This window comes from Curtobacterium sp. MEB011 (genome assembly GCF_030209655.1).
In the GTDB taxonomy this organism is placed as follows: Bacteria; Actinomycetota; Actinomycetes; order Actinomycetales; family Microbacteriaceae; genus Curtobacterium; species Curtobacterium poinsettiae.
This window is the reverse complement of sequence record NZ_JARVRN010000005.1, coordinates 38,280-61,556: the sequence shown is the minus strand read 5'-3', so window position 1 is coordinate 61,556 and position 23,277 is coordinate 38,280. Positions and strand designations below refer to the sequence as shown.

Sequence of the window (23,277 nt, the reverse complement as noted above, 5' to 3'; positions counted from 1 at the left end):
CCAGGTACGCCCGATCCCGCTCTCCATCGCAGGCGTTCTGGGAAGGACCGAGCACGCGAAGATGGGCAAGCAAGCAAGCAAGCAAGGACCGACCGAGAGGACCCGATGGCACGTACAGCTGCAGCACCCGGTGTCGCGCAGACCCCGGCGCTGCGCAACGCCGCACGTGTCCTCCGCCTGGCGCACGAGGACGGTCCGATCACCCGCGCCGAGCTCACCCGCCGCACCGGACTCAACCGCTCAACCACGCTCACGCTCGTCGGCGAACTGGTCGAACTCGGGCTGGTGCACGAGGACGTGCCCGGGACCGGCAGCACGAGTGCTGGCGTCGGCCGCCCGAGCCCGGTGGTCCGTGCCTCGGCCGAGGTGGTCGCGGTCGCCGTCACGGTCGAGGTGGACGCCGTGACCGTCGCACTCGTCGGACTCGACGGCAGCGTGCGCACCCGCGCGGTGGCGGCGAGCGAGAGCGCCCCGACCGCTGCCGAGGCGGTCGAGACCATCGCCGGACTCCTGGACGAGTTGATCGCCGGGGAAGGCCCGCCCACGCGGATCGCCGGAATCGGTGTCGCGGTCCCCGGGACCGTGCGGGTCGAGGACGGCGTGGTCCGCTACGCGCCGCACCTCGGCTGGCACGACGAACCGATCGCCCGTCCCCTCGCCGAGCGCACCGGTCTGCCGGTCCGGGCCGCGAACGACGCGAACTCCGGCGCCTGGGCGGAGCGGCTGTACGGCAGTGGCCGCGGAGTCGACGACCTGATCTACCTCAACGGTGGCGCGAGCGGTATCGGCGGCGGCGTCATCAGTGCCGCTCGGCCCCTCAGCGGTGCGGACGGGTACGCCGGCGAGCTCGGTCACACCTTCGTCGCAGCGAACGGTGTCCGTTGTCACTGCGGTGCTGTCGGGTGTCTCGAGACCGAGGCGTCGCGTGATGCCCTGGTCGCTGCCGCCGGCGTCGCCTCGGACGACCCGTCAGCGCTCGCCGCGGCGCTCGCGCAGCGCCGTCCCGAGGTCGAGCGGGTGGTCGACCGCCAGGTCACGGCCCTCGCGACCGCACTCCGCAATGCCATCCACACCGTCAACCCCGAGGTGGTCGTCCTCGGTGGGTTCCTCGGAGTGCTCCTCGGCCACGTCGGGAACCGCATCGAGGCCGAGGTCCGGGCCCAGTCGATGGCTGCCGTGACCGAGCGGCTGCGCATCGCACCGGCGGCGCTCGGTGCCGATGTCCTGCTCCGAGGCGCTGCTGAACTCGGGTTCCGTGATCTGCTGCGCGACCCGACGGCAGCGCGGCTCAGACCGGCCACCGCGGCGCCCGCGGCGACCGCGGCGACCACGGCCACCACGCCCGCGGCATCCGCCGCCGCCCCCTCCACCACCCTCACGTCCGGCCGCGACGACGCGGCCGAGGAAGCGAGAACCGCATGACCTCCACCCAGCGCACCAGTGTCCTGCTCGGCACCCAGGACCTCACCGTCGAGGACCGCCCCGTCCCCGCCGTCGACGCCGGCGACGTGCTCGTCCGGGTCGCCGCCGTGGGCGTCTGCGGCTCCGACGTGCACTACTACCGCCACGGCCGCATCGGCGACTTCGTCGTCGAGGAACCCCTCGTCCTCGGCCACGAACTCTCCGGCACGATCGAGGCGGTCGGCGAGGGCGTCGACCCGTCCCGTGTGGGGGAGCGCGTGGCCATAGAGCCGCAGCGCCCCTGCCACCGCTGCGCGCAGTGCCTGGCCGGTCGCTACAACCTCTGCCCGCACATGCGCTTCTACGCGACGCCGCCGGTCGACGGCGCCTTCACCGAGTTGGTCACGATCGAGTCCGAGTTCGCGCACGTCCTGCCCGACTCCGTGTCGTTCGAGGCCGGTGCGCTCCTCGAGCCCCTGTCGGTCGGCATCGCCGCCGTCCGCAAGGCCGGCATCGTGCCCGGTTCGTCGGTGCTCATCGCCGGTGCCGGTCCGATCGGCATCATCTGCGCGCAGGTCGCGAAGGCATTCGGTGCATCGCGCATCGTCGTCAGCGACCTGGTCCCGGAGCGCCGTGCGCGGGCCCTGGAGTACGGCGCCACCGAAGTCGTCGACCCCACCGCCGTGTCCGTCGCGTCCGACATCGTCCCCGTCGACGCGTTCATCGACGCCAGCGGGGCGCCCCGTGCGGTCTCGGACGGCATCAAGGCGGTCGGTCCGGCGGGTGCCGCGGTGCTGGTCGGGCTCGGCAACTCCGAGATGACCCTGCCGGTCGAGCACATCCAGAACCTCGAGGTCACGGTCACCGGGATCTTCCGGTACACGAACACGTGGCCGGTGGCGATCCAGCTGGTCGCGTCCGGGCAGGTCGACCTCGACTCGCTCGTCACCGGCCGGTTCGGGCTCGACGACGTCCGCGAGGCTCTCGAGAGCGACACCGACCCGGAGTCGCTCAAGTCCGTCGTCTACCCCGGCGGCGTCCCGGCCTGAGCCGGCACGGTGCGGGCTTCGCTGGCTCGGGCCGCGTTGCGTGCCCGGTGCGGCGTTGCGGCCGGGCACGGTGCGTGGAAGCGCGCACCGGGTGACGACGTGGGCACGGTGCGGACGGGAGGCGCGGGGCCGGGCCGCGACGTGCCTCCCGTCCGGCACGGTGCAGGCTTCGCCGGCTCGGCCCGGCCCGGCCGGGCCGCGTTGCGTGCTTGGTGCGGTGTTGCGGCCGGGCACGGTGCGTGGAAGCCCGCACCGGGTGACGACGCGGGCACGGTGCGGACGGGAGGCGCGGCGCCGGGCCGCCCCGTGCCTCCCGTCCCGCACGTGACCCGGAACGGGGCCACCGCCGCGTCACCGGGACGCGCTACGGTTCGCGCATGACCGCTTCACCGGCCGCCGTCGTGCCGCAGCGCACCGACCGGCGCGCGCTCGTCTCCTGGGCGCTCTGGGACTGGGGGTCGGCCGCGTTCAACGCGGTCGTCACCACCTTCGTGTTCAGCACGTACCTGGCGAGCCGGGCGTTCGTGGACCCGGCGCTCGTCGGCGACACGTCGGTGGCGGGCAAGGCGATCGTGGAGCGGGAGCTCGCGCACAACGCCGCCGTCGTGTCCACCGCACTGACCATCGCGGGCATCGTCGTCGCGCTCGTGGCCCCGGCCATGGGGCGGCTCGCGGACTCGTCCGGACACCGCCGTCGCTCCGTCCTCATCGCCACGATCGGTGTCGCGCTGTCGATCGGCGGCATGGTCTTCGTCGCGCCGAGCCAGCCGTACCTGTTCCTCGGCGCAGCCCTGCTCGGCATCGGCACCGTGGCCTACGAGATCGCGACCGTCGGGTACAACGCCATGCTCGGGCAGGTCGCCTCCGGGGAACGCACCGGCCGGGTGTCCGCCATCGGGTGGGCGGCTGGGTACTTCGGCGGGATCGTGCTGCTCGTGCTGCTGCTCGTGCTCTGCATCCAGGACTTCCGGGGCGACGGGGTCGTCGGCGGGCTCCTGCAGCTGCCGGCGACCGTCGCCACCGGGCAGTGGGACGTCCGCGTCGCGATCGGCATCGCCGCCGTCTGGCTGGCCGTCAGCTCGATCCCGCTGTTCCTCACCGTGCCCGAGGCAGTGCCGGACCGCACCCGCGGCGGTGGCGTGTTCGGCGCCTACGCGGACCTCGGTCGCGACATCGCCCGGCTCTGGCGCGAGCGGCGCAACGTCCTGGCGTTCCTGCTCGCCAGCGCGGTGTTCCGCGACGGCGTCGGTGCCGTCTTCACGTTCGGCGGGATCGTCGCCGCCCAGGTGTTCGGGTTCACGCCGTCCCAGGTCATCCTGTTCGCCATCGCCGCGAACGTCGTGGCCGGCATCGCGACGTTCGTCTCCGGACGCCTCGACGACCGGTTCGGGTCGCGTGCGCTCATCATGGTCTCGCTCGTCGCACTCGCCGTCTGCGGGGTCGGGGTCTTCGCCGCCGGCAACGAGACGCAGTGGTTCTGGGTGCTCGGGCTGACCCTCGCGGTGTTCGTCGGCCCGGTGCAGTCGTCGTCGCGTGCCCACCTGACGCGGTTGACGACCCCCGGCCGCGAAGGCGAGCTCTTCGGCCTCTACGCCACCACCGGCCGCGCCGCGTCGTTCCTCGCGCCGGCGCTGTTCGGCGTCGCGGTGACGGTCGGTGGGTCCACCCGGTTCGGGATCCTCGGCGTGGTCGTCGTGCTCATCGCCGGGCTGGTGCTCATGGCGTTCGTCAAGCGAGAGCCGCAGGTGCAGGGCTGACAGCGACATCCGCTGCTGCTATCGTCACCGTCGGACAGCCGGAACGATGGGGGGACCGTCATGGGGGCGTCAGAACTCAGGATCGAGTCGGAGACACTCGCGTCGGTCGCGACCGCGCTCACCGACGCCCGCACCGCGCTCGGTGCGGACACCGACCGGTTCACCGGACAGAGCACCGCGTGCCTGGGCGTATCCGAGGTCATCAGCCGGACGGCGGGTCTCTCCCTGGCACACCAGGGCATGATCGATGCCGTCGACTCCGCGCTCGAGCAAGCCGCGACGTTCCCCCACGACCTCGGTCTGCAGGTCGATGCAGAGGAAGCAGCACTCGCCGCGAAGGCGGACGGCAAGTGAGCGGCGAAGAGCCCGACGTCGGCGATCCGGCCGGCATCACCGCGCTCGCCGGGCACTGGCACGACCGCGCCGACGCGGTGCAGGACGCACTCGCGAAGATCGGCGCGGCGTCGGACGTCACTGCCTCGCCGTCGTGGAAGGGGGAGGCCCAGACGCGGTTCGCGGCCCTGCTCGACGACATGCGCCCGAGTGCCACGGGGCTGGTCGCCCTGTTCGACGCGGCGGGCGACGCCTTCGACCAGTACGCGAAGGACGTCCAGCGGATCAAGGACGACGCGGACACCATCCGCCTGCAGCGCGCGACGCTGGCGATCGCGGTCGCCGCCCAACAGTCCGCGATGCCGGCGCTCGAGCGAGCGGCGAAGGCGGACGGCGCGACCGAGGCGGACGCCACGAGCCTCTCGAACGCACAACGGGCGGTCACGGAGAACGCCGACCAGTCGTCGGCGCTCGATGCGCAGTGGGACCAGCTCGTGCTCGACCGCGCAGCTGCGGACGCCGCCCTGCTCCGTGTGATCACGGGGCCGGAGACCCTCGGGCGGTTGGGGAGCATCGACGGTCGTGGCGTGGGCCTGTCCGACGCGGACCTGGCGAGCACCCTCGCGTCGTTGTCGCCGACCGAGCTCGGCGCGCTCTTGATGCTCGACCGGAACCTCGCCGACCGCCTCGGTGAGATGTCCCCGGAGGACGTCGCGGCGCTCTGGAAAGCACTCGGCGGTGGACAGGACACCACGGGCGCAGACCACACGGCAGCGCAAGACGCCCTGATCGGTCTGCTGCCCGCGGTCGTCGGGAACCTCAGCGGGCTGCCCGCCTGGGCGCAGGACCGGGCGAACCGGATGACCCTCGTGACCGCGACGGCGCAGGCGGAGCAGGACCTCGCCGACGCGAAGGAGCGGCGGGAGGGACTCGGGTGGCCGGCGTCCCAGTCAGCGGACATGTCCATCGACGCGGCGCAGGCCGACCTGGACGCCTACCGCAACATCGAGAAGACCCTCGCTTCGAGCAAGGAGCCCGGTCGCACCCTGCTGACCCTGGACACCGGACACGAACCACCGCTCGCCGCGGTCGCCGTGGGGGACGTCGACACGGCGTCGAACGTCTCCTACATGGTGCCGGGCATGGGAACGACGACGAAGGACATGTCGGGGTGGACCACGGCGGCGCAGAACCTCTGGCAGACGCAGGAGGACCTCGAGGATTCGGGTGGCAGCCACGCGGTGGTCGCGTGGATCAACTACGAGCCGCCGCCCGTGCCGAGCGGGCCGACGACCTTGGGCGTCCTGCACGGGGACGCGGCGCGAGTCGGTGCCGACCGCCTCGCGGATGATCTGCTCGGGTTCCAGGCATCTCGATCCGATCCACCCACCCTCAACGTCGTGGCGCACTCGTACGGCACGACGACCGCAGCAGACACCCTGCACGGCAAGGGCGTCCACGTCGACAACTTCGTGAGCGTCGCGTCGGCGGGGATCGAGGGCGACGTCGGTGGTGCAGCGGGCATCGACGCCGACCACGTCTACGCGGGACAGGGATCGTCCGGCCTGCCGACGAAGGACCCGGCCGACAACCCGCGCGACCAGTGGGCGTGGTTGGGCCGACTCGGCAGCGGACGGGAGAACCCGATGGACTCGTCGTTCGGGGCCACCACGTTCGGGACCAACGGCGGGGACCCGTCAGAGGGCGCCGGCGTCACCATGCACGACCCGATCGGGTACGGCGGTGGCGACGGGTACTTCGACCTCGGCACCGAATCCTTGAACAACGTCGCCAGGGCGACCGTCGCCGACGGCACGGGGATGACCCCGGCGGACGATGCTGGTGTGAGCGAGCACGACCAGATGCTGCTCGACAACATGATGGGACCGTCTCTGTGAACCGACGACCGGCGATGATCGGCCTGGTGATGCTCGTCACGATGCTCGCGGGCTGTGCGGCGGGAACCCCGAACAAGGAGAACAGCATGAGCGCAGCACCGACGGCGGAGCACCAGCGGGAGCTCGCGGTGGCGTACGTCGACTCGACGATGAAGCGTTCCGGCGTGGACTGGGACGCCGATCGGTCCGAGGAGTACGCGCAGGACTGTGTGCTCGCCGACGGCTCGACCGGCGCACTGTACAACGTCGTCCGCACCGGCGCGGGGGTCGCGGACCCCGAGGCCGTGACGAAGTCGGTGGGCACGGCGTGGTCTGCGGACGGGCTCACCGTGGAGTACTCGACGGACCGGATGACCTCCGGGGCAAAGCGGTACCTGGTGAACGGGAGCGGCGGGGACGTCGAGCGCATCCAGTTCGGCGCGGCGACGACGAAGTCGAGCATGAGTGGTGTGTCGCGGTGCGGCACCGGGAACGCCGCCGACCTCGGCTGAGCCACCAGGACTCGGCTGAGCCACCGGACTCGGCTGCTGGGCGCGAGCGCTGCCAGGAGGCACGGTGCCGGTCCGTCCACAGGCTGCGGTTGTGCGCACGGTTGGGCACAGGACCGTGCTCGCGTCGGACGCCACGGGCTCGGGTGCGCCAGGATGGGTCCATGACCGACCAGCGCATCGCCGTCGTCGTCCTCGCCGCCGGGCAGGGCACGCGCATGAAGTCGTCCACGCCCAAGGTGCTGCACCGGCTCGCCGGGCTGCCGCTCATCGGGCACGTGCTGCGCACGGCGTCGTCGCTCAGCCCCGAGCACGTCGCCGTGGTCGTGCGGCACGAGCGTGATCGTGTCGCGGCCGAGGTCGTCGAGCGCGCCCCTGACGCGATCATCGTCGACCAGGACGCCATCCCCGGCACCGGCCGTGCGGTCGAGGTGGCGGTCGACGCCCTGCCCGCCGACTTCGACGGTGCCGTCGTCGTGCTCTCCGGCGACGTGCCGCTGCTCGACGCGGCGTCGCTCCGCCTGCTCGTCGACGCCCACGTCGGTGCCGCCAACGGGGCGACCTTCGTCAGCGCGATCGCCCCCGACCCGACGGGCCTCGGACGGATCGTGCGTGATGACGCCGGCGCCTTCGTCAGCGTCGTCGAGCACAAGGACGCGACGGCCGAACAGCTGGCCATCACCGAGGCGAACGCGGGCATCTACGCGTTCGACGTCGCGCGGTTGCGGGCGGTCCTGCCGTCGCTCACCACGGCGAACGCGCAGGGCGAGAAGTACATCACCGACGCCCCCGCGCTGATCAGTGAGCGCGGCGGGCGCATCGACGTCGTCACCCTGACCGACCCGTGGCTCGTCGCCGGCATCAACGACCGTGCGCAGCTCTCCGACGCCGCGCGCGAGCTCAACGCCCGCATCGTCCGCGGCCACCAGCTCGCCGGTGTCACCGTGCAGGACCCGGCGACCACCTGGATCGACCTCGACGTCACCATCGAGCCCGACGCCGAAGTCCTGCCCGGCACCCAGCTCATCGGCGCCACCGCGATTGCCGCCGGTGCCGTCGTCGGTCCGGACACCACGCTGCGCGACACCGAGGTCGGTGCCCGCGCCACGGTCAACCGCGTCGACGCCACCCTCGCGGTGATCGGGGACGGCGCCTCGGTCGGCCCGTTCGCCTACCTGCGGCCCGGCACGATCCTCGGCGACGACGGCAAGATCGGCACCTTCGTCGAGACGAAGAACGCCCGGATCGGTCGCGGCAGCAAGGTCCCGCACCTGTCCTACATCGGCGACGCCGAGGTGGGCGAGGACTCGAACATCGGCGCGAACACCATCACCGCGAACTACGACGGCGTGCACAAGCACCGAACCGAGGTCGGCTCGAACGTCCGTACAGGCTCGCACAACGTGTTCGTCGCCCCCGTTAGGATTGGTGACGGTGCGTACACCGGCGCCGGGACCACCGTCCGCAAGGACGTTCCGGCAGGATCGCTCGCGATCAGCTACGCCCCACAGCGCAACACCGACGGATGGGTCGAGGAACACCGACCCGGCACACCGGCGGCCGAGGCTGCTCGGCTCGCGAACGGCGAATAGATCCTGGCGACCACCCGTCGCCGACATCGACCCCTCGTGGGTCAGGGAGTGAGCACCGCACTTGTCCGGAATCAAGACAACCGGCCAGAAACGACTCGTCCTCGTCTCGGGGCGAGCACACCCGGCGCTCTCTGCCGAGATCGCGGAGGAGCTCGGGGTCGACCTCGTGCCGACCGATGCACGGACGTTCGCGAACGGTGAGCTGTACGCCCGCTTCGACGAGTCGGTCCGTGGCTGCGACGCCTTCGTCATCCAGTCGCACACCGCGCCGATCAACGAGTGGCTCATGGAGCAGCTCATCATGGTCGATGCCCTGAAGCGTGCCTCGGCGAAGCGCATCACCGTCGTGGCGCCGTTCTACCCCTACGCCCGCCAGGACAAGAAGGGCCGCGGCCGCGAGCCGATCTCGGCCCGCCTCGTCGCCGACCTGTTCAAGGCTGCCGGCGCGCACCGCATCATGAGCGTCGACCTGCACGCTGCGCAGATCCAGGGCTTCTTCGACGGCCCCGTCGACCACCTGTTCGCGATGCCGGTGCTGCTCGAGCGCTTCCGCCAGATCCTCGACCCGAAGACGCTCACCGTCGTGTCGCCGGACATGGGCCGCGTCCGTGTCGCCGACATCTGGTCCGAGAAGCTCGGCGCGCCGCTCGCCATCATCCACAAGCGTCGCGACCCGCTCGTGCCGAACCAGGTCTCGGTGCACGAGATCGTCGGTGACGTCAGCGGTCGCGTCTGCCTGCTCGTCGACGACCTGATCGACACCGGCCGCACGATCGCGAAGGCTGCCGAGGCGCTCAAGGACGCCGGCGCCACGGGTGTCGTCGTCGCCGCGACCCACGCCGTGTTCTCCGACCCCGCCACCGAGCTGCTGCAGAGCGAGTTCATCGACCGCGTGGTCGTGACGGACACCCTGCCCCTGCCGATGGACAAGCGCTGGGACCGCCTCGAGGTGCTGCCGATCGCGCCGCTCATCGCCCGTGCCATCCACGAGGTCTTCGACGATGGTTCCGTGACGTCGATGTTCGACGGCGCAGCGTAGCGAGCCGTCGACCCATGGGCACAGCGCACGGCGCAGGACCATCTCCGCGACGTGACGTGTCCCGCTGCCCGTGGTGACCCATCCCGCGCGTGACGCCCTCGCGGCCCGGCTCCGGGCCGCGGGGAGCGTCTTCGCCGAGGATGAAGCCGACCTGCTGCTCGAGGCCGGTGACGGTGAGCCGGTGCGACTCCGCACCCTCGTGCAGCGTCGGCTGGCCGGTGAGCCGCTCGAGTACGTGCTCGGCTGGGCCGCCTTCGATGGGCACCGCATCCGGGTGACCCCCGGGGTCTTCGTGCCGCGCGCCCGCACCACCCTCGTCGTCGAGCAGGCTGCGCGTCGGCTGCAGCGCTACGACCGCGTGGTCGACCTGTGCTGCGGCGCGGGTGCGATCTCGGTCGCCCTGTTCGGACGCGTCGGCGCGCTCGACCTCGTCGCCACCGACATCGACCCGGATGCCGTCGACGTCGCGGCCGAGAACATCGGCGACCGCGGCATCGTCGTCGCAGGCGATCTGTTCGCGCCGTTGCCCGAGCGGTTCCGCGGGGCCGTGACGGTCATCGCGGTGAACGCCCCGTACGTGCCGACGGCCTCGATCGCGTTGATGCCGACCGAGGCCCGGGAACACGAGCACCGCATCGCCCTCGACGGTGGTGCGGACGGTCTCGACCTGCACCGTCGGATCGCCGCGAGCGCGGGGGAGTGGCTCCGGCCCGGTGGCGCGGTCGTCATCGAGGTGTCCGAAGCCCAGGCCGAGGCGTCCGCCGCTGCGTTCGCGGCCGCCGGCTTCACCACCGCCGTCGAGCGGGACGCCGAGGTCGACGGCACCTGCATCGTCGCGACCCTGCCCGCCTGACCGCACCCTGCCCGCCGGTGCCCGGTGCCCGGTGCCCGGTGCCCGGTGCTCGGTGCCCGGCGCCCGGCCCCTGCGGCCAGTGGTCACGACATGCCGCTCAGGTTCGCCGAGGCGGCACGAAGTGTCGCCTGCGCGTCCGCGAACGGACGCTTCCTGCACCCCCGGCGCGACGCATGTGGCGTGTCACGCGACCGGAGTGAGGGGCGGAGCGGGCCGGCACCGGTCCTCCAGGCCGTCGGGTGACCGGAGCACGCCTGCGGCCAGTGGTCACGACATGCCGCTCAGGTTCGCCGGGGTGGCACGAAGTGTCGCCTGCGCGTCCGCGAACCGACGTTTCCTGCACCCTCGGCGGACCTCAGCGGGCGTGTCCCGCGACCCCGCGACCCTGCGACTCCGCTGCTGGAGCGTCAGCGCGCGTCGACCGTCACCGTGTGCCAGCCCGTCGCCCCGTTCGGCGCCGGCGGCCGGTCCACGCTCGTCTGCACCTCGCCGTCCGCACTGGTCGCGCGCACCTCGATGCGGTGCGAGCCGGAGGTCGGCGTCCACCGCACCACCCACTGCCGCCAGGTGTCCGCGGAGACCGAGTCGGCGAGTTCGGCGCGCTGCCATTCGCCGCCTCCGACGCGGACCTCGACGGCCTTCACGCCCTTGTGCGGCTGCCACGCGACCCCGGCGATCGCCACCGGCTTGCCCGCGGTCACGGTCGACCCGTTCCGCGGGGTGTCGATGCGCGACTCGAGCTTGACCGGGCCACGCTCCGACCAGCCGCGCGGGGTCCAGTAGCCCTGCGCGTCGGCGAAGCGGGTGACCTCGAGCTCGGTGACCCACTTCGTCGCCGAGACGTACCCGAACAGCCCCGGCACGACCATCCGCACGGGGAACCCGTGCTCGGTCGGCAGGGGTTCGCCGTTCATCCCGACCGCGAGGAGCGCCGCGGTGCCGTCGTCCTGCAGCACGTCGAGCGGGGTGCCGGCGGAGAACCCGTCGATGCTCCGTGAGAGCACCATGTCGGCGTCGCCCGTCGGACGGGCCCGGGCGAGGAGTTCGCGGATCGGGTAGCCCAGCCAGCGGGCCGTCCCGATGAGGTCACCGCCGACCTCGTTCGACACGCAGCTCAGCGTGGCGACGTGCTCCTCGAGCGGCAGGGCGAGCAGCTCGTCCCACGTCAGCGTGATCTCGTTCTCCACCGCGCCGTGGATCCGGAGCGACCAGTCGGCGGGGTCGACCATGGGCACGCGCAGGGCCGTGTCGATCCGGTAGAAGTCAGCGTTCGGCGTGATGTACGGGGTGATGCCGTCGACGTCGAGCGACGCACCGGCGGGGACCGCCGGTGCGTCGGTCGCCGCCGCGGGCAGCCGGATGGCCCGCCGGGCAGCAGCGGCCGCCTGCATCGCGGACGACCCCAGCCGGGAGGCGGTGCCCACCACGACCGCGAGGGTCGCCGTCGCGACGCCCCAGATCAAGAACGTCCGGCGCTCCGCCGAGGCGGGTCGCGGGGACGCTGACGGCACGGCAGCCGCTGCTTCCCACCGTCGCAGCCGCTGGAGCAGCAGGCGCAGGACGACCACGGCCGCGGCGATCCCGAGGACCGTCGGGGCGCCGTCCAGGCTCCCGCTGCCCGAGCGGGTGCTGACGGCCAACAGCGCCAGCACGCCACCGGCGGCGAACACGAGCGCACCGAAGGGCGGGCGTGCGCGCTCGACGACTCCGGCACCGGCACTGATCGCGATGACGATCACCGTCATGAGCACGAACAGGGCGACCTTGTCCCCCGTGCCGAACACGGCGACCATGAAGTCCTTCGCACCCGGGGGAGCGAGGTCGATGACCGCTGAACCGACGGCGACCAGGGGGCTGCCCGCCCCGCCGAGCAGCAGTGCGCCGAACTCGGCGACACCGAGGAACGCGGCGGCGGCCACGACGCCGACGATCGCGGCGATCAGCGTCCAACGTCGGGTCGGAGGTGCATCGGGCCCGCGCGTCCCGGAGGACGGATCCGCCGTCGGTCGGCCGATCGGTTCGTCCGTCGTCTCGGTGGTCACCGCCCGAGCGTAGGTCGTCAGGCCGCTCGTGGGCTGTGTGCGGGCTTCCCCGCGCGTTCACCGGGTCCGGCCAGCAGGTGGCGCGCGCCTCGTGGGAGGATCGGACCGTGCTGCAGCGTCCTGATGGTGTCCCGCGGTCCGGTCGTGCCCGCGGCGCCGGGCGGACACCGATGTCGCCGGCACGTCGACTCGCCACCCTGCGCTGGGTCATCGTCGCCGTCTGGCTTGCCCTCCTGATCACCCGGATCGTCGTCGTCTCGACGGCACCCGGCGTCGACCTGTCCTGGTACGGCATCGTCGAGTTCGGTGCGATCGGACTCGGTGTCGTGGTCATCGTGATCGCGGTGGTGCGGACCGCGACGGCACGGCGGCGACAGGCGGACGAGGCGCTCGCGCTCGCCATCCGTCGGATCGACCCGACGGTGTGGCTGGTGCCGGCGGCGCCGACGCCCGAACTCCGCGGCGTCATCGACGAAGTCCGTCCGGACACCCACCTCGGTTCGCGCGTGACGTGGGCCTTCGGCGCCACCGAGGCCTCCCTGTGGGAACTCGACGAACGGCGGGCGACCCGGCTGCTCGTGATCCGGTGGAGTCGGGTCGTGCACGTCGGGCTCGAGGACGTGCCGGAACGGACAGACGGCTCGGGTGCCTCGCGCCGCTCGGGTGGCTCGGGTCGCGCTGGCGGCTCGGACGGTGCTCGCCGAGCCTGTGCGGTGGCGATCCACCACGTGCGGCCGGACGACACCCCGGCCGTCGCGACCTTCTTCGTCCGGACTGCACCGGGTTCGCGGCGGCTGCTCGGGCGTGGTCCGCGGCTGGACCGGCTCGTCGCCGACCTGGCACGGGAGCGCATCGTCGCCTGATGCGACGAAGGGCCCCGCGTTCGGCGAGGCCCTCCGTGCTGCGCAGGCACCGACGTCGGTCGTCGGCGGGCGCGGTTCGTCAGTGCGTCGACGGCTCCTGCTCGACCTCGCGGCGGTCGTCGTCGGACCACAGCGTGTGGAAGGTGCCGTCCTTGTCGATGCGCTGGTAGGTGTGCGCTCCGAAGAAGTCGCGCTGGCCCTGGATCAGCGCTGCGGGCAGCCGGTCGGACGCGAGCGAGTCGAAGTACGACAGCGCGGACGAGAAGCCCGGCGCGGGGACACCGGATGCGGCGGCGATCCCGACGATGCGCCGCCAGGCTGCTTCGCCCTCGGCGACGGCGTTCGCGAAGTACGGGTCGACCAGCAGCGACTCGAGCTTCGGGTTCTCGTCGTACGCCTCGACGATGCGGTTCAGGAACTGCGCCCGGATGATGCAACCGCCTCGCCAGATCCTCGCGACGTTGCCGAGGTCGATGTCCCAGCCGTACTCCTTCGCCCCGGCGATGATGAGGTCGAACCCCTGCGCGTACGCGACGACCTTCGAGGCGTAGAGCGCCGCACGGACGTCGTCGGCGAAGGTGTCCGGCACCTCGGCGATCTGCGGACGGTTCTTGACCGACTGCTGCACGGCGGCACGCTGCGTCGGCTTCGACGACACCGCACGGGCGAACACGGCTTCGCCGATGCCCGACACCGGGATGCCCAGACCCACCGCGTTCTGCACGGTCCAGACGCCGGTGCCCTTCGAGCCGGCCGCGTCACGGATGACGTCGACGAGCGGCTTGCCGGTGTCGGCGTCGCGCTGCTTGAGGACCTCGCCGGTGATCTCGATCAGGTAGGACTCGAGGTCGCCCTTGTTCCACTCGTCGAAGACCTGCACCAGGTCCTCCACCGAGAGCCCGCCGACGCGACGGAGCAGGTCGTACGACTCGGCGATGAGCTGCATGTCGGCGTACTCGATGCCGTTGTGCACCATCTTGACGAAGTGCCCGGCGCCGTCGGTGCCGATGTGGGTCACGCACGGTTCACCTTCGGCCACCGCGGCGATCGACTTGAGGATCGGCCCGAGCGTCTCCCAGGCCTCCTTCGAGCCACCGGGCATGATCGACGGGCCCTTCAGCGCGCCCTCTTCACCACCGGAGATGCCGGTGCCGACGAAGTTCAGCCCTTGCTCGCGCAGATCGTGCTCACGTCGGATGGTGTCGTGGAAGTTCGCGTTGCCCCCGTCGACGATGATGTCGCCCGGCTCGAATCGTTCGGCGAGCTGCCCGATCACGGCGTCGGTGCCCTTGCCGGCCTGCACCATGATGATCGCGGTGCGGGGCTTCGACAGCGACGCGACGAACCCGTCGATGTCCTCGGACGCGATGAACCCTGCGTCGCCGTGCTCCTGGAGCAGTTCCTCGGTGCGGGCGTACGTGCGGTTGTAGACCGCCACCGTGTTGCCTTCGCGCGATGCGAGGTTGCGGGCGAGGTTCGAGCCCATCACTGCGAGTCCGACGACTCCGATGTTCGCCTGACCGTTGTTGTCTGCCACGAGGGTCTCCTTTGTCCTGACGTTGGCGCCCAACCTACGACCGGTGGTCTGGGACCGCACAGGAGTTCCGGGAACTGGGGACCAGAGTTCACCGGATCAATACTGTGGAGGGATGAGCGAGCTCGCTGTCCACCCGCCCGTCCTCGTCATGGGAGTCTCGGGCTCCGGCAAGTCCACCATCGGCCAGACCCTCACCGACGCACTGGTCGCGCAGGGCGAACCCTGTGTCTTCGTCGACGCCGACGACCTGCACCCGGCCGCCAACAAGGAGAAGATGCGGCAGGGCACGCCGCTCACCGACGAGGACCGCTGGCCGTGGCTCGACGCCTGCGCCGAGCGGATCGCCGCGGTCGAGGCCGACGGGTCCCGGTGCGTGATGGCGAACTCAGCGCTCAAGCGCGTCTACCGGGACCGTCTGCGCGCATCCGCACCGGGACTCGTCATCGCCTTCCTCGACGGGTCCCGCGACCTCATCGCCGAGCGGCAGTCCCACCGTCACCACGAGTACATGCCGACGACCCTGCTCGACTCGCAGTTCGCGACCCTCGAGCGGCCGCAGCCCGACGAGGCGGCGGTCGCGGTGTCGATCGACGGATCGGTCGACGACACCGTGCGGGAGATCCTCGCCGCGCTCGCGGTCACCACCGACTGACGAACGTCGACGACCTGCGACGGATCCTGGCAGTTCCTCCACAGGGCGCAGCGCGGCCGTCGTCATCCCCATCCGACCCCTGGTCTCGTCTGCGTCGACGGGGACGCTCGTACCGTCGTTCCATGACCACGATCACTGGGGCCCGTTCAGGTACCAACGTTGATACCATCGACTCCATGGCCATGACCCTCCGACTCGACGATGCCGAGGCAGCGGCGTTGCGCAAGCGTGCTGACCTCGAGGAGCGCTCGATGCAGGACGTCGCCCGCGCCGCCATCCGCGAGTACGTCGAGCAGCACAGCCGCAGCGACCTGATCGACGGCATCCTCGACCGAGAACTCCCGCGCTACGCCGAGGCGCTCGAACGACTCGGCAAGTGATCCACCTCACGACCGACGAGGCGTTGCACATCGCTCGTCGGACCCTGGGGGCTGACTCCGTGATCCGCGACGTCGGACTGCTCGAGGCGGCGGTCGCGCGACCCGCCGCGTCGGTAGGCGGGAACGACGCCTACCCGACACTGGTCGAGAAAGCGGCGGCGCTCGTCCACTCCGCCATCCGGAACCACGCCTTGGTCGACGGCAACAAGCGCCTCGGGCTGATGCTGCTCGTGGTCTTCCTCGGCGTGAACGGTGTCCGGCTCCACGCCTCGAACGATCAGGCGTACGACTTCATCGTCGTGATCGCGGAAGGGGAACTCGATGCCGTGACGGAGATCGCCGCTGCTCTGAGCGCGATGGTCTCGGACGCCTGACCGGCCGCTCGGACGGACGGCGGTCAGCGATCAGCGGCGCACCGCACTGATCGCCCCGTGCGGCCGGTGCTCCGGAGCCGTGCGGGTGTGGACGTCCGCGACGTCGAACCCCGCTTCGTCCAGCAGTGCCGCCAGGGACGCGACCGGCCAGCGGTACGCGGTGACGACCGCGTGGTCGAAGGCCTCGACCGCGGCGCCCTCGAAGAACCCGAGCAACAGCCCACCACCGGGGGCGAGCACCCGACAGAACTCGGCGAGTGCCCCACCGATCTGCGATGGGTCGTGGTGGATCACCGAGTACCAGGCGAGGACCCCGTCGACGCTGCCGTCCGCCAGCGGCAGCGCGTCGAGCGACCCGACCCGGAAGTCGAGGTCCGCGTCCACAGCGCCGTGCGTCCGTCGTGCGTGCTCGACGAACTGCGGCACCGCGTCGATGCCGGTGACGCGGTGCCCCTGCCGTGCGAGGTGCGCCGTCCAGTGCCCGGGACCGCACCCGGCGTCGACCAGGGGACCGCTGCGACCGGCTGCCCAGGCGTCGACGAGGGCTCGGTCGTCGGGGTGGACGGCGCTCATCGACCCGAGCAGTGCCGCGTACTCATCGGCCCGAGCGCCGTACGCCGCCGTCACCCGCTCCGTCATGTGCCCGACGGTACCGGCGCATCACCGAACCGTGCGAGGTTCCGTGTTCCGTGCGACCCGGCAACCTCGCACCAGGCACGGAACCTCGCACCACGCGGCCACCAGCGCGCCGCACCTCGCACCACGCGGCCACCAGCGCGCCGCTCAGAGCTTGAACGTCGCCTTCGGGATGTCGGACACGATGCGCCGGGCCGTGTGCACGGCGTCCTCCTCCGAGATCTGGTGCGTGACCACGAGTGACGCCAGGTACGCCGCGTCCGCCCGCCGAGCCATGTCGTGCCGCGCCGGGATCGAGCAGTACGCGCGGGTGTCGTCGATGAACCCGGAGGTCTTGGTGAACGACGCCGAGTCGGTGACGGCCGAGCGGTAGCGCCCGATGGCCGCCGGGGTGTCGATGAACCACCACGGCGCGCCCGCGTACACGGCGGGGTAGAAGCCCGCGAGCGGCCCGATCTCGCGCGAGAAGACGGTCTCGTCGACGGTGAAGAGCACGAGGTGGAACCCGGGAGCGGTGCCGAAGGACTCGAGCAGCGGCCGGAGCGGCTCGGTGAACGACCCGACGGCCGGCAGGTCGTGGCCGGTGTCCGGCCCGAAGCGCTCGAGCGTCGGGGTGTGGTGGTTCCGGATCACCCCGGGGTGCAGCTGCATGACGAGGCCGTCCTCGACGCTCATCTCGGCCCAGCGGTAGAGCATGTCGTGGCGGTACGCCGTCGCCTCGGCATCGGTGACCGAGGACGCATCCCGCAGCGCCGCCGCGTGGATGCGTTCCCGCTCGCTCGACGACAGTGGGGCGGAGCCCGCGTCGAGCACCCCGGTGTCCGTGGCGGTCGCGCCGTGCTCGATGAAGTGGTGGCGACGTGCGCGGAGCGCCGCCAACAGCCCTGCGTGGGTACCCGTGTCGATGCCGGCGGCCTCGCCGATCGACGCGACCACGGGCCTCCAGTCCGACCGCGTCGGGTCGAACACGGCGTCCGCGCGGAACGTCGGGAGGACCCGGCCGGTGAAGCCGGGGTCGGCGGCGAGCTGCGCGTGCGCAGCGAGGTCGTCCGCCGGGCCGTCCGTGGTGGCGAGGACCTCGATCCCGAAGGCGTCGAAGAGCGCGCGTGGCCGGAAGGCGGGGGATGCCAGCAGGCCGGCGATGTGGTCGTACTGGTCGTCCGCGTTCGCCGCGGACGGTGCCTGGTCGAGCCCGAACACGTCGTGGAGCTCCGTCTCGAACCAGTAGCGCACGGGGGTCCCGAGGAAGTCGTCCCAGTGCTCCGCCAGCTGCCGCCAGACGGCACGGCCTGGCGGCGTCGGCTCAGCGGCATCGCGCCAGCGATGCGCCGACGCCGCCGGGCGAGCCTGCGAGCCCGGGCGGGGCCCCGACAGGTCCGCGCGTCCCAGCGCGGCCAGGTCCACCCCGTTCGCGTGCAGCAGGCGGAGCACGTAGTGGTCGGGCGTGATGAGCAGCGACGCGGGGTCGCTGAACGGCTGGTCCGCGGCGATCAGTGCAGCATCGACGTGCCCGTGCGGCGAGATGATCGGGGCGTCCTTGACCGCCTCGTACACGGTGCGTGCCACGGCTCGGGCCCCGGGGTCGGCGGGGAACAGCCGGTCGGCGTGCGGCGCGAGCCGGGTGGGGGTGCTGGTGCGGGTCATCATCGACTCCTTCGGGGCGGCGAGTTCGGGGCGGTGAGTTCTGGGGGCGTGCGGGATCAGGCGGTGCCGGCCAGGGGCGCCGGCCCGGTCGACTCGCGCACGGTCAGGTGGGTGGGCAGGGCGACGGCGCCGGACATGTGCTCCCCCGGCAGCTCGTCGGCGGGCAGGGCACCGAGGCGGCCGAGCAGCATCCGGATCGCGACCCGGCCGGCCCGTTCGATCGGCGAGGTCATCGTGGTGAGCGGCGGGTTGCAGAAGTCGGCGCCGAAGATGTCGTCGCAGCCGACGATGCTCATGTCCCGGGGGACGCGGACCCCGCGCTCCCGTAGTCGGGCGAGCATCCCGATGGCGATCAGGTCGTTGAAGGCGATGCACGCGGTCGCCCCGGCGTGCACGGCGGCGTCGGCAGCGGCGGCACCGGAGTCCACGAAGGGCGCGTGCGGGCCGATCCGGGCGACGCGGACGCCCAGGCGCTTGGCGACCTGCACGAGTGCTCGCCACCGTCGCTCGTTCGACCACGAGCTGTCTGGCCCGGCGACGTACAGGATCTCCCGGTGTCCCAGCGACACCAGGTGCTGGACCGCCTGCTCGACGCCGCCGGGGGTGTCGATGAGCACCGAGGGCACGCCTGCGGGCCTGCGGTTCACGACGACCAGGGGGATCCGCTCGGCGAACCGGGCGATCTGCGCGTCGGACAGTCGTGACGCGGTGAGCACGACCCCGTCGGCCTTCGCCCCGACGGCGGTGAGCGCGGCCATCTCGGCGTCTGCGGACTCCTCGGTGTCGACGAGCAACTGGGTCCAGCCGGCCCCGGCGAGCTGGTGCTGCGTGCCGCGGATGACGTCGAAGTAGAACGGGTTCGTGATGTCGGACACGAGCACGGCGACGGCGCGGGTGCGGCCCGAGGTCAGTGCCCGGGCCTGCGAGTTGGCGACGTACCCGAGTTCGCGGGCCGCCTGCTGGATGCGCTCCTGGGTGACGGCGTTGACCCGGTCAGGCAGGGACAGGGCGCGGGAGACGGTGGAGGCGGCGACCCCGGTCGCGTCGGCGATGTCGCGGATGGTGACGCGACGCGCGGCACCAGCGGCGGCACCGGCACCGGCACCGGCACCGGCACCGGCACCGGCACCGGCGGCGCGAGCACCGGCAGCGCGAGCACCAGCGGCGCGAGTACCGGCAACGCGAGCACCAGCGTCGCCCGCGCCAGCGGCGCTACCAGCAGCGCCAGCGGCACCGCCCGTGCGCCCGCCGCCGTCCGTCGAGAGGTCCTTCACGAGGCCGAACGTATTCGCGTCTGGCAACAAGTGGCAACCGGTTGCCGCATGTTGCCAACGGCGGAACAGTGGTGCCACCGAGCAGCGCCGCTCGGAGGAGGTCTCGAGGAGGAAACCCCCGTGAAGACGCGAAGACTGCAAGTCCGCACCCTCGTCGGTGCCGTCGCCGTGGTCGCCCTCGCCGCACTGTCCCTGCAGGGATGCGCCGTGGTGAACGGCAGCGGCGACGACCCGAACACCCTCCGCGTGATGATGGGCGCGGACACCACCTACCCCAAGGAACGCAAGCAGTGGCAGCGGGACACCGCCGCCGAGTTCAAGCGCACCACCGGTGCGGACATCCAGTGGGAGACCTACTCGTCCGCGCAGGAGGAACTGACCGCGATCCAGACGAGCGTCATCTCCGGCCAGGGCCCCGACGTCTACGCGATCGGCACCACGTTCACCCCGACCGCCTACGCCACCGGCGCCTTCGTCGAGATGGGCACGAAGGAGTGGGACGCGATCGGCGGCAAGGACCAGTTCGACCCCGCGTCGTTCGGCATCTCCGGTCCGAGTGCGTCGAAGCAGATCGGGATCCCGTTCGCCAGCCGGCCGTTCGTGATGGCCGTGAACAAGGACCTGCTCGCGAAGGCCGGGATCACCGACATTCCCACCACCTGGGACGAGCTGACCGCCGACGCGAAGGCCACCACGGGTGACGGACGGTACGGCATGGCGATCGCCTACGCCGACGGCTTCGACCCGTGGAAGTTCGTGTGGGGGATGGCCCAGAACGCCGGCAACACGATCGTCGACGGCTCGAAGGCCGAGATCGACAGCAAGGCCGTCGAGAACGCCTACCGCACCTACTTCGACTGGGTCACGAAGGACGGTGTCGTCGACCCGGCCGCGATCGGCTGGAACAACGCCCAGGCCCTGGCACAGTTCACCGAGGGCAAGGCCGCGTTCTTCCCGATGACCACCACCACCGCGATCAACTCGTTCAAGGGCACCAAGGTCGACGGCGACTACGAGTTCGCCCTGCTGCCCACCGTCCCCCCGGGTGCGACCGAGCGGCCGTCCGACGGCATCGAGGCCGCCAGCATCCTGTCCGGCGACAACTGGGTCGTCGCCGACTACGGCACCAAGCAGAAGCTGTCGTTCGCGTTCGTCAAGCAGCTCAGCGCCCCGAAGGCGCAGCTCGAGTACTACGACCTGTTCGGCAACCTGCCGACCAACGCATCGGCCGCCGCCGACCTGGCCGCCGACAACCCGCAGCTCAAGCCGATCATCGACGCCGGCCGCCTGTCCAAGCCGACCGCGTTCACCGGCGCCTGGTCCGACATCCAGCTCGCCCTGGTCGACGTGGTCGTGCAGTCGATCCCGTCGCTGAAGTCCGGCGAGGTCACCGACGACCAGCTCCGCAAGCGCCTGCAGGACGCCCAGAAGGACGCCCAGGCCACCCTCGACCGTCAGAAGAACGGAGGTCTGTGATGACCAGCACGCAGACCAGGCCCCGCACCGATTCGGCGCCGCCCCGCCCGGTCCGTCCGGCCGGCAAGACGCCCCTGTACAAACGCGAGCGCCCGCTGTGGATGCTCCTGCCCGGCGGGCTCCTCATGCTCGCCGTCATCGTGGTGCCGCTGGTGGTGGGCTTCTGGATCGCGATGCTCGACCTCGACCAGTACACGCTCCGCCAGTGGTTCAGCGCCCCGTTCGTCGGGTTCGCCAACTTCACCGAGGCGTTCACGAACTCGCCGCTGCTGCACTCGATCTGGATCTCGGTGTCGCTGTCGGTGCTCGTCACCGCGGTGACCGTGCCGATCGGCGTCGCCGCCGCGATCTCGACGCAGAACCGGTTCCCCGGTCGCGGGCTCGTCCGCTCGATCTACCTGATCCCGTACGTGCTCCCGGCATTCGTCGTCGGCACGTTCTTCCGCACGATGCTCCAGCCGCAGGGAGTCGTGAACTCGATCCTGCACACCGACGTGCTGTGGCTGAACGGCTCGGCGTCGTACTGGGCGCTCGCCGGCGTGATGATCTGGACGAGCTGGCCCTTCGTCTACCTGCTGTCCCTGGCCGGGCTGCAGGCCGTGGACAACGAGGTGCACGAGGCCGCCGCACTCGACGGGGTGACCTGGTGGGCGAAGCTGCGGTACATCATCTTCCCGTACCTGCGCGGCCCGCTGAGCCTCGCGGTGATCATCTCGATCCTGCACAACATCAACAACTTCACGCTGCCGTTCGTGCTGTTCGGCATCCCGCTGCCGTCCAGCGTCGAGGTGATGCCCGTCCTGACGTACATCGCGAGCTTCCAGTCGTTCCGCTTCGGCCTGTCCGCGGCGATGGCGATCTGCTCACTCGTGATCGTCGCGATCCCGCTGTTCGTCTACCTGCGGGCGGTCAAGCTCGACACCGGCGACGACGCCGGCCCCAACCGGAAGCAGCGTCGCGCCGACCGCGCCACGCTCGCCGCCGCCCCGACCGCCGCCGACATCGACGGAGCACGCGCATGACCACCCCGAGCACGTCCTTCAGCACCCGCACCCGCCCCACCGCGACGCTCACCGAGAGCATCACGACCGGCAGCGGCGGACGACGGACCAAACGTCCCTACGACACCGACGTCACCCGGCTGCTGCCGCGCTGGCTGCTCGTCACCGTCATCGCGGTGATCATCGCGTTCATCGCCGTCCCGGTGCTCTACATCCTGTTCGGCTCGGTCAACTCCGACGTCGCGGTCGCCCGCGGCGAGTACTTCCCGTCCGAGTTCACCCTGTCGAACTACGTCGAGATCTGGTCCACCGTCGCCCTCGGCGAGGGACTGGTGAACTCGATGCTCACCGCCGGAGCCGTCGCCGTCGCGAGTGCCGCGCTCGCCGTGTCCACGGCCTACGTGCTGGTGCGGTTCCGGTTCCTCGGCCGCCTGACGATCCTCCGCGGGCTCCTCGCCCTGCAGTCGATCCCCGGCACGCTCCTGCTGCTGCCGGTCTTCGTGGTGTTCTCGAACATCGCCAGTGCCACCGGCGTGCAGATCATCGGCACCCGGTGGGGCCTGTTCGTCACCTACCTGACGTTCGCCCTGCCGTTCTCGACGTGGGTCATGGTCACGTACCTGCGCGGCCTGCCGAAGGAACTCGAGGAAGCGGCGCGCATCGACGGCGCCAGCTCGACGAAGATCCTGACCAAGATCGTGCTCCCGCTGTCGTGGCCGGGCATCGTCGTGTCCGCGATCTTCGCGTTCCTGCTCGGGTGGAACGACGTCCTGTTCTCCACGATCATGACGACCCCGAACACCCGGACGGTCGCCGTGGTGCTGCAGGTGCTCGGCACCACGCAAGAGGGCGGTGCCGTCCCGATCTACGGCCAGATGATGGCCGCCTCGATCGTGTGCGCCGTCCCCGTCGTCGCCCTGTACCTGATCTTCCAGCGCTACCTGGTCGGCGGTCTGACCGCCGGCTCCGTCAAGTAGGCCGCAACCCA

At 71.4% G+C, this 23,277-nt stretch carries 21 protein-coding genes; 16 read left to right on the top strand and 5 right to left on the bottom strand.

The features are described from left to right. Positions 1–105 precede the first annotated feature (105 nt). The 9 genes from QRN30_RS07035 (at position 106) to QRN30_RS06995 (ending at position 10,410) form a co-directional block, all read left to right on the top strand. Complete coding sequence (locus tag QRN30_RS07035) at positions 106–1,422, top strand: ROK family transcriptional regulator (protein WP_284760727.1); 1,317 nt, start codon at positions 106–108, stop codon at positions 1,420–1,422. Then, on the top strand, positions 1,419–2,450 hold the full coding sequence (locus QRN30_RS07030; RefSeq protein ID WP_071251663.1) for an NAD(P)-dependent alcohol dehydrogenase: 1,032 nt from the start codon (positions 1,419–1,421) through the stop codon (positions 2,448–2,450). The genes QRN30_RS07035 and QRN30_RS07030 overlap by 4 nt, the downstream gene beginning before the upstream one ends. 377 nt (positions 2,451–2,827) lie before the next feature. Next, positions 2,828–4,207: an MFS transporter gene (locus QRN30_RS07025; RefSeq protein ID WP_284760726.1), complete on the top strand. Its 1,380-nt coding sequence runs from the start codon at positions 2,828–2,830 to the stop codon at positions 4,205–4,207. Positions 4,208–4,267: 60 nt separating this feature from the next. Next, positions 4,268–4,561: a hypothetical protein gene (locus tag QRN30_RS07020; protein WP_052481666.1), complete on the top strand. Its 294-nt coding sequence runs from the start codon at positions 4,268–4,270 to the stop codon at positions 4,559–4,561. Then, positions 4,558–6,438 carry an alpha/beta hydrolase gene (locus tag QRN30_RS07015; RefSeq protein WP_284760724.1) on the top strand — a complete coding sequence of 627 codons (1,881 nt, stop codon included), beginning with the start codon at positions 4,558–4,560 and terminating at the stop codon, positions 6,436–6,438. Before QRN30_RS07020 ends, QRN30_RS07015 begins: the two co-directional genes overlap by 4 nt. 86 nt (positions 6,439–6,524) lie before the next feature. After that, positions 6,525–6,929 carry a hypothetical protein gene (locus tag QRN30_RS07010; RefSeq protein ID WP_139179749.1) on the top strand — a complete coding sequence of 135 codons (405 nt, stop codon included), beginning with the start codon at positions 6,525–6,527 and terminating at the stop codon, positions 6,927–6,929. Between the two features lie 161 nt (positions 6,930–7,090). After that, on the top strand, positions 7,091–8,518 hold the full coding sequence (gene glmU, locus QRN30_RS07005) for a bifunctional UDP-N-acetylglucosamine diphosphorylase/glucosamine-1-phosphate N-acetyltransferase GlmU (protein WP_020381109.1): 1,428 nt from the start codon (positions 7,091–7,093) through the stop codon (positions 8,516–8,518). Between the two features lie 61 nt (positions 8,519–8,579). Beyond that, on the top strand, positions 8,580–9,557 hold the full coding sequence (locus QRN30_RS07000) for a ribose-phosphate diphosphokinase (RefSeq protein WP_017886775.1): 978 nt from the start codon (positions 8,580–8,582) through the stop codon (positions 9,555–9,557). A gap of 73 nt (positions 9,558–9,630) precedes the next feature. Beyond that, positions 9,631–10,410, top strand: a complete 780-nt coding sequence (locus QRN30_RS06995; RefSeq protein WP_308202492.1) for a putative protein N(5)-glutamine methyltransferase — start codon at positions 9,631–9,633, stop codon at positions 10,408–10,410. 407 nt (positions 10,411–10,817) lie between these two features. Here the strand turns inward: QRN30_RS06995 and QRN30_RS06990 are convergent, their stop codons facing one another. Beyond that, positions 10,818–12,452: a molybdopterin-dependent oxidoreductase gene (locus QRN30_RS06990; protein ID WP_284760723.1), complete on the bottom strand. Its 1,635-nt coding sequence runs from the start codon at positions 12,450–12,452 to the stop codon at positions 10,818–10,820. 107 nt (positions 12,453–12,559) lie between these two features. Between QRN30_RS06990 and QRN30_RS06985 the strand changes: the two genes are divergently transcribed. Then, the gene (locus QRN30_RS06985) at positions 12,560–13,315 is read left to right on the top strand and encodes a hypothetical protein (RefSeq protein WP_214563561.1); all 756 of its coding nucleotides are present in this window, start codon (positions 12,560–12,562) and stop codon (positions 13,313–13,315) included. A gap of 79 nt (positions 13,316–13,394) precedes the next feature. Here the strand turns inward: QRN30_RS06985 and gnd are convergent, their stop codons facing one another. Continuing rightward, complete coding sequence (gene gnd, locus QRN30_RS06980) at positions 13,395–14,852, bottom strand: NADP-dependent phosphogluconate dehydrogenase (protein ID WP_214563562.1); 1,458 nt, start codon at positions 14,850–14,852, stop codon at positions 13,395–13,397. A gap of 112 nt (positions 14,853–14,964) precedes the next feature. Between gnd and QRN30_RS06975 the strand changes: the two genes are divergently transcribed. The 3 genes from QRN30_RS06975 to QRN30_RS06965 all read left to right on the top strand — a co-directional run bounded on the left by QRN30_RS06975 (position 14,965) and on the right by QRN30_RS06965 (position 16,258). After that, on the top strand, positions 14,965–15,504 hold the full coding sequence (locus QRN30_RS06975; RefSeq protein ID WP_017886770.1) for a gluconokinase: 540 nt from the start codon (positions 14,965–14,967) through the stop codon (positions 15,502–15,504). Between the two features lie 176 nt (positions 15,505–15,680). Beyond that, positions 15,681–15,884, top strand: a complete 204-nt coding sequence (locus QRN30_RS06970; RefSeq protein ID WP_017886769.1) for a ribbon-helix-helix protein, CopG family — start codon at positions 15,681–15,683, stop codon at positions 15,882–15,884. Then, a complete protein-coding gene (locus QRN30_RS06965; protein ID WP_056072800.1) occupies positions 15,881–16,258 on the top strand; it encodes a type II toxin-antitoxin system death-on-curing family toxin in 378 nt (125 codons plus the stop codon). The genes QRN30_RS06970 and QRN30_RS06965 overlap by 4 nt, the downstream gene beginning before the upstream one ends. 30 nt (positions 16,259–16,288) lie before the next feature. On the opposite strand, the gene QRN30_RS06960 is transcribed toward QRN30_RS06965, so the two are convergent. The 3 genes from QRN30_RS06960 to QRN30_RS06950 form a co-directional block, all read right to left on the bottom strand. Beyond that, the gene (locus QRN30_RS06960) at positions 16,289–16,897 is read right to left on the bottom strand and encodes a class I SAM-dependent methyltransferase (RefSeq protein ID WP_056072803.1); all 609 of its coding nucleotides are present in this window, start codon (positions 16,895–16,897) and stop codon (positions 16,289–16,291) included. A 144-nt stretch (positions 16,898–17,041) separates the two neighbouring features. Continuing rightward, complete coding sequence (gene uxaC, locus QRN30_RS06955; RefSeq protein WP_284760721.1) at positions 17,042–18,538, bottom strand: glucuronate isomerase; 1,497 nt, start codon at positions 18,536–18,538, stop codon at positions 17,042–17,044. Positions 18,539–18,594: 56 nt separating this feature from the next. Next, positions 18,595–19,812: a LacI family DNA-binding transcriptional regulator gene (locus QRN30_RS06950; protein ID WP_284760719.1), complete on the bottom strand. Its 1,218-nt coding sequence runs from the start codon at positions 19,810–19,812 to the stop codon at positions 18,595–18,597. A 120-nt stretch (positions 19,813–19,932) separates the two neighbouring features. Here QRN30_RS06950 and QRN30_RS06945 point away from each other — a divergent pair, with 120 nt between their 5' ends. Genes QRN30_RS06945 through QRN30_RS06935 form a run of 3 tightly spaced genes read left to right on the top strand, consistent with a single transcriptional unit; the run spans position 19,933 to position 23,266 of the window. Continuing rightward, positions 19,933–21,288 carry an ABC transporter substrate-binding protein gene (locus tag QRN30_RS06945; RefSeq protein ID WP_193558914.1) on the top strand — a complete coding sequence of 452 codons (1,356 nt, stop codon included), beginning with the start codon at positions 19,933–19,935 and terminating at the stop codon, positions 21,286–21,288. Then, positions 21,288–22,310, top strand: a complete 1,023-nt coding sequence (locus QRN30_RS06940; protein ID WP_056072810.1) for a carbohydrate ABC transporter permease — start codon at positions 21,288–21,290, stop codon at positions 22,308–22,310. The genes QRN30_RS06945 and QRN30_RS06940 overlap by 1 nt, the downstream gene beginning before the upstream one ends. Then, positions 22,307–23,266: a carbohydrate ABC transporter permease gene (locus tag QRN30_RS06935; RefSeq protein ID WP_175470752.1), complete on the top strand. Its 960-nt coding sequence runs from the start codon at positions 22,307–22,309 to the stop codon at positions 23,264–23,266. Before QRN30_RS06940 ends, QRN30_RS06935 begins: the two co-directional genes overlap by 4 nt. Positions 23,267–23,277 lie beyond the last annotated feature (11 nt).

Bases quoted from the DNA above. Each gene is read 5' to 3' on its own strand.
- QRN30_RS06975 (WP_017886770.1), top strand. From the start codon at position 14,965: ATGAGCGAGCTCGCTGTCCACCCGCCCGTCCTCGTCATGGGAGTCTCG.
- QRN30_RS07035 (WP_284760727.1), top strand. From the start codon at position 106: ATGGCACGTACAGCTGCAGCACCCGGTGTCGCGCAGACCCCGGCGCTG.
- QRN30_RS07030 (WP_071251663.1), top strand. From the start codon at position 1,419: ATGACCTCCACCCAGCGCACCAGTGTCCTGCTCGGCACCCAGGACCTC.
- QRN30_RS06970 (WP_017886769.1), top strand. From the start codon at position 15,681: ATGGCCATGACCCTCCGACTCGACGATGCCGAGGCAGCGGCGTTGCGC.
- QRN30_RS06940 (WP_056072810.1), top strand. From the start codon at position 21,288: ATGACCAGCACGCAGACCAGGCCCCGCACCGATTCGGCGCCGCCCCGC.
- QRN30_RS07010 (WP_139179749.1), top strand. From the start codon at position 6,525: ATGAGCGCAGCACCGACGGCGGAGCACCAGCGGGAGCTCGCGGTGGCG.
- QRN30_RS06960 (WP_056072803.1), bottom strand. From the start codon at position 16,897: ATGACGGAGCGGGTGACGGCGGCGTACGGCGCTCGGGCCGATGAGTAC.
- uxaC (WP_284760721.1), bottom strand. From the start codon at position 18,538: ATGACCCGCACCAGCACCCCCACCCGGCTCGCGCCGCACGCCGACCGG.
- QRN30_RS07020 (WP_052481666.1), top strand. From the start codon at position 4,268: ATGGGGGCGTCAGAACTCAGGATCGAGTCGGAGACACTCGCGTCGGTC.
- QRN30_RS06935 (WP_175470752.1), top strand. From the start codon at position 22,307: ATGACCACCCCGAGCACGTCCTTCAGCACCCGCACCCGCCCCACCGCG.
- glmU (WP_020381109.1), top strand. From the start codon at position 7,091: ATGACCGACCAGCGCATCGCCGTCGTCGTCCTCGCCGCCGGGCAGGGC.
- QRN30_RS07025 (WP_284760726.1), top strand. From the start codon at position 2,828: ATGACCGCTTCACCGGCCGCCGTCGTGCCGCAGCGCACCGACCGGCGC.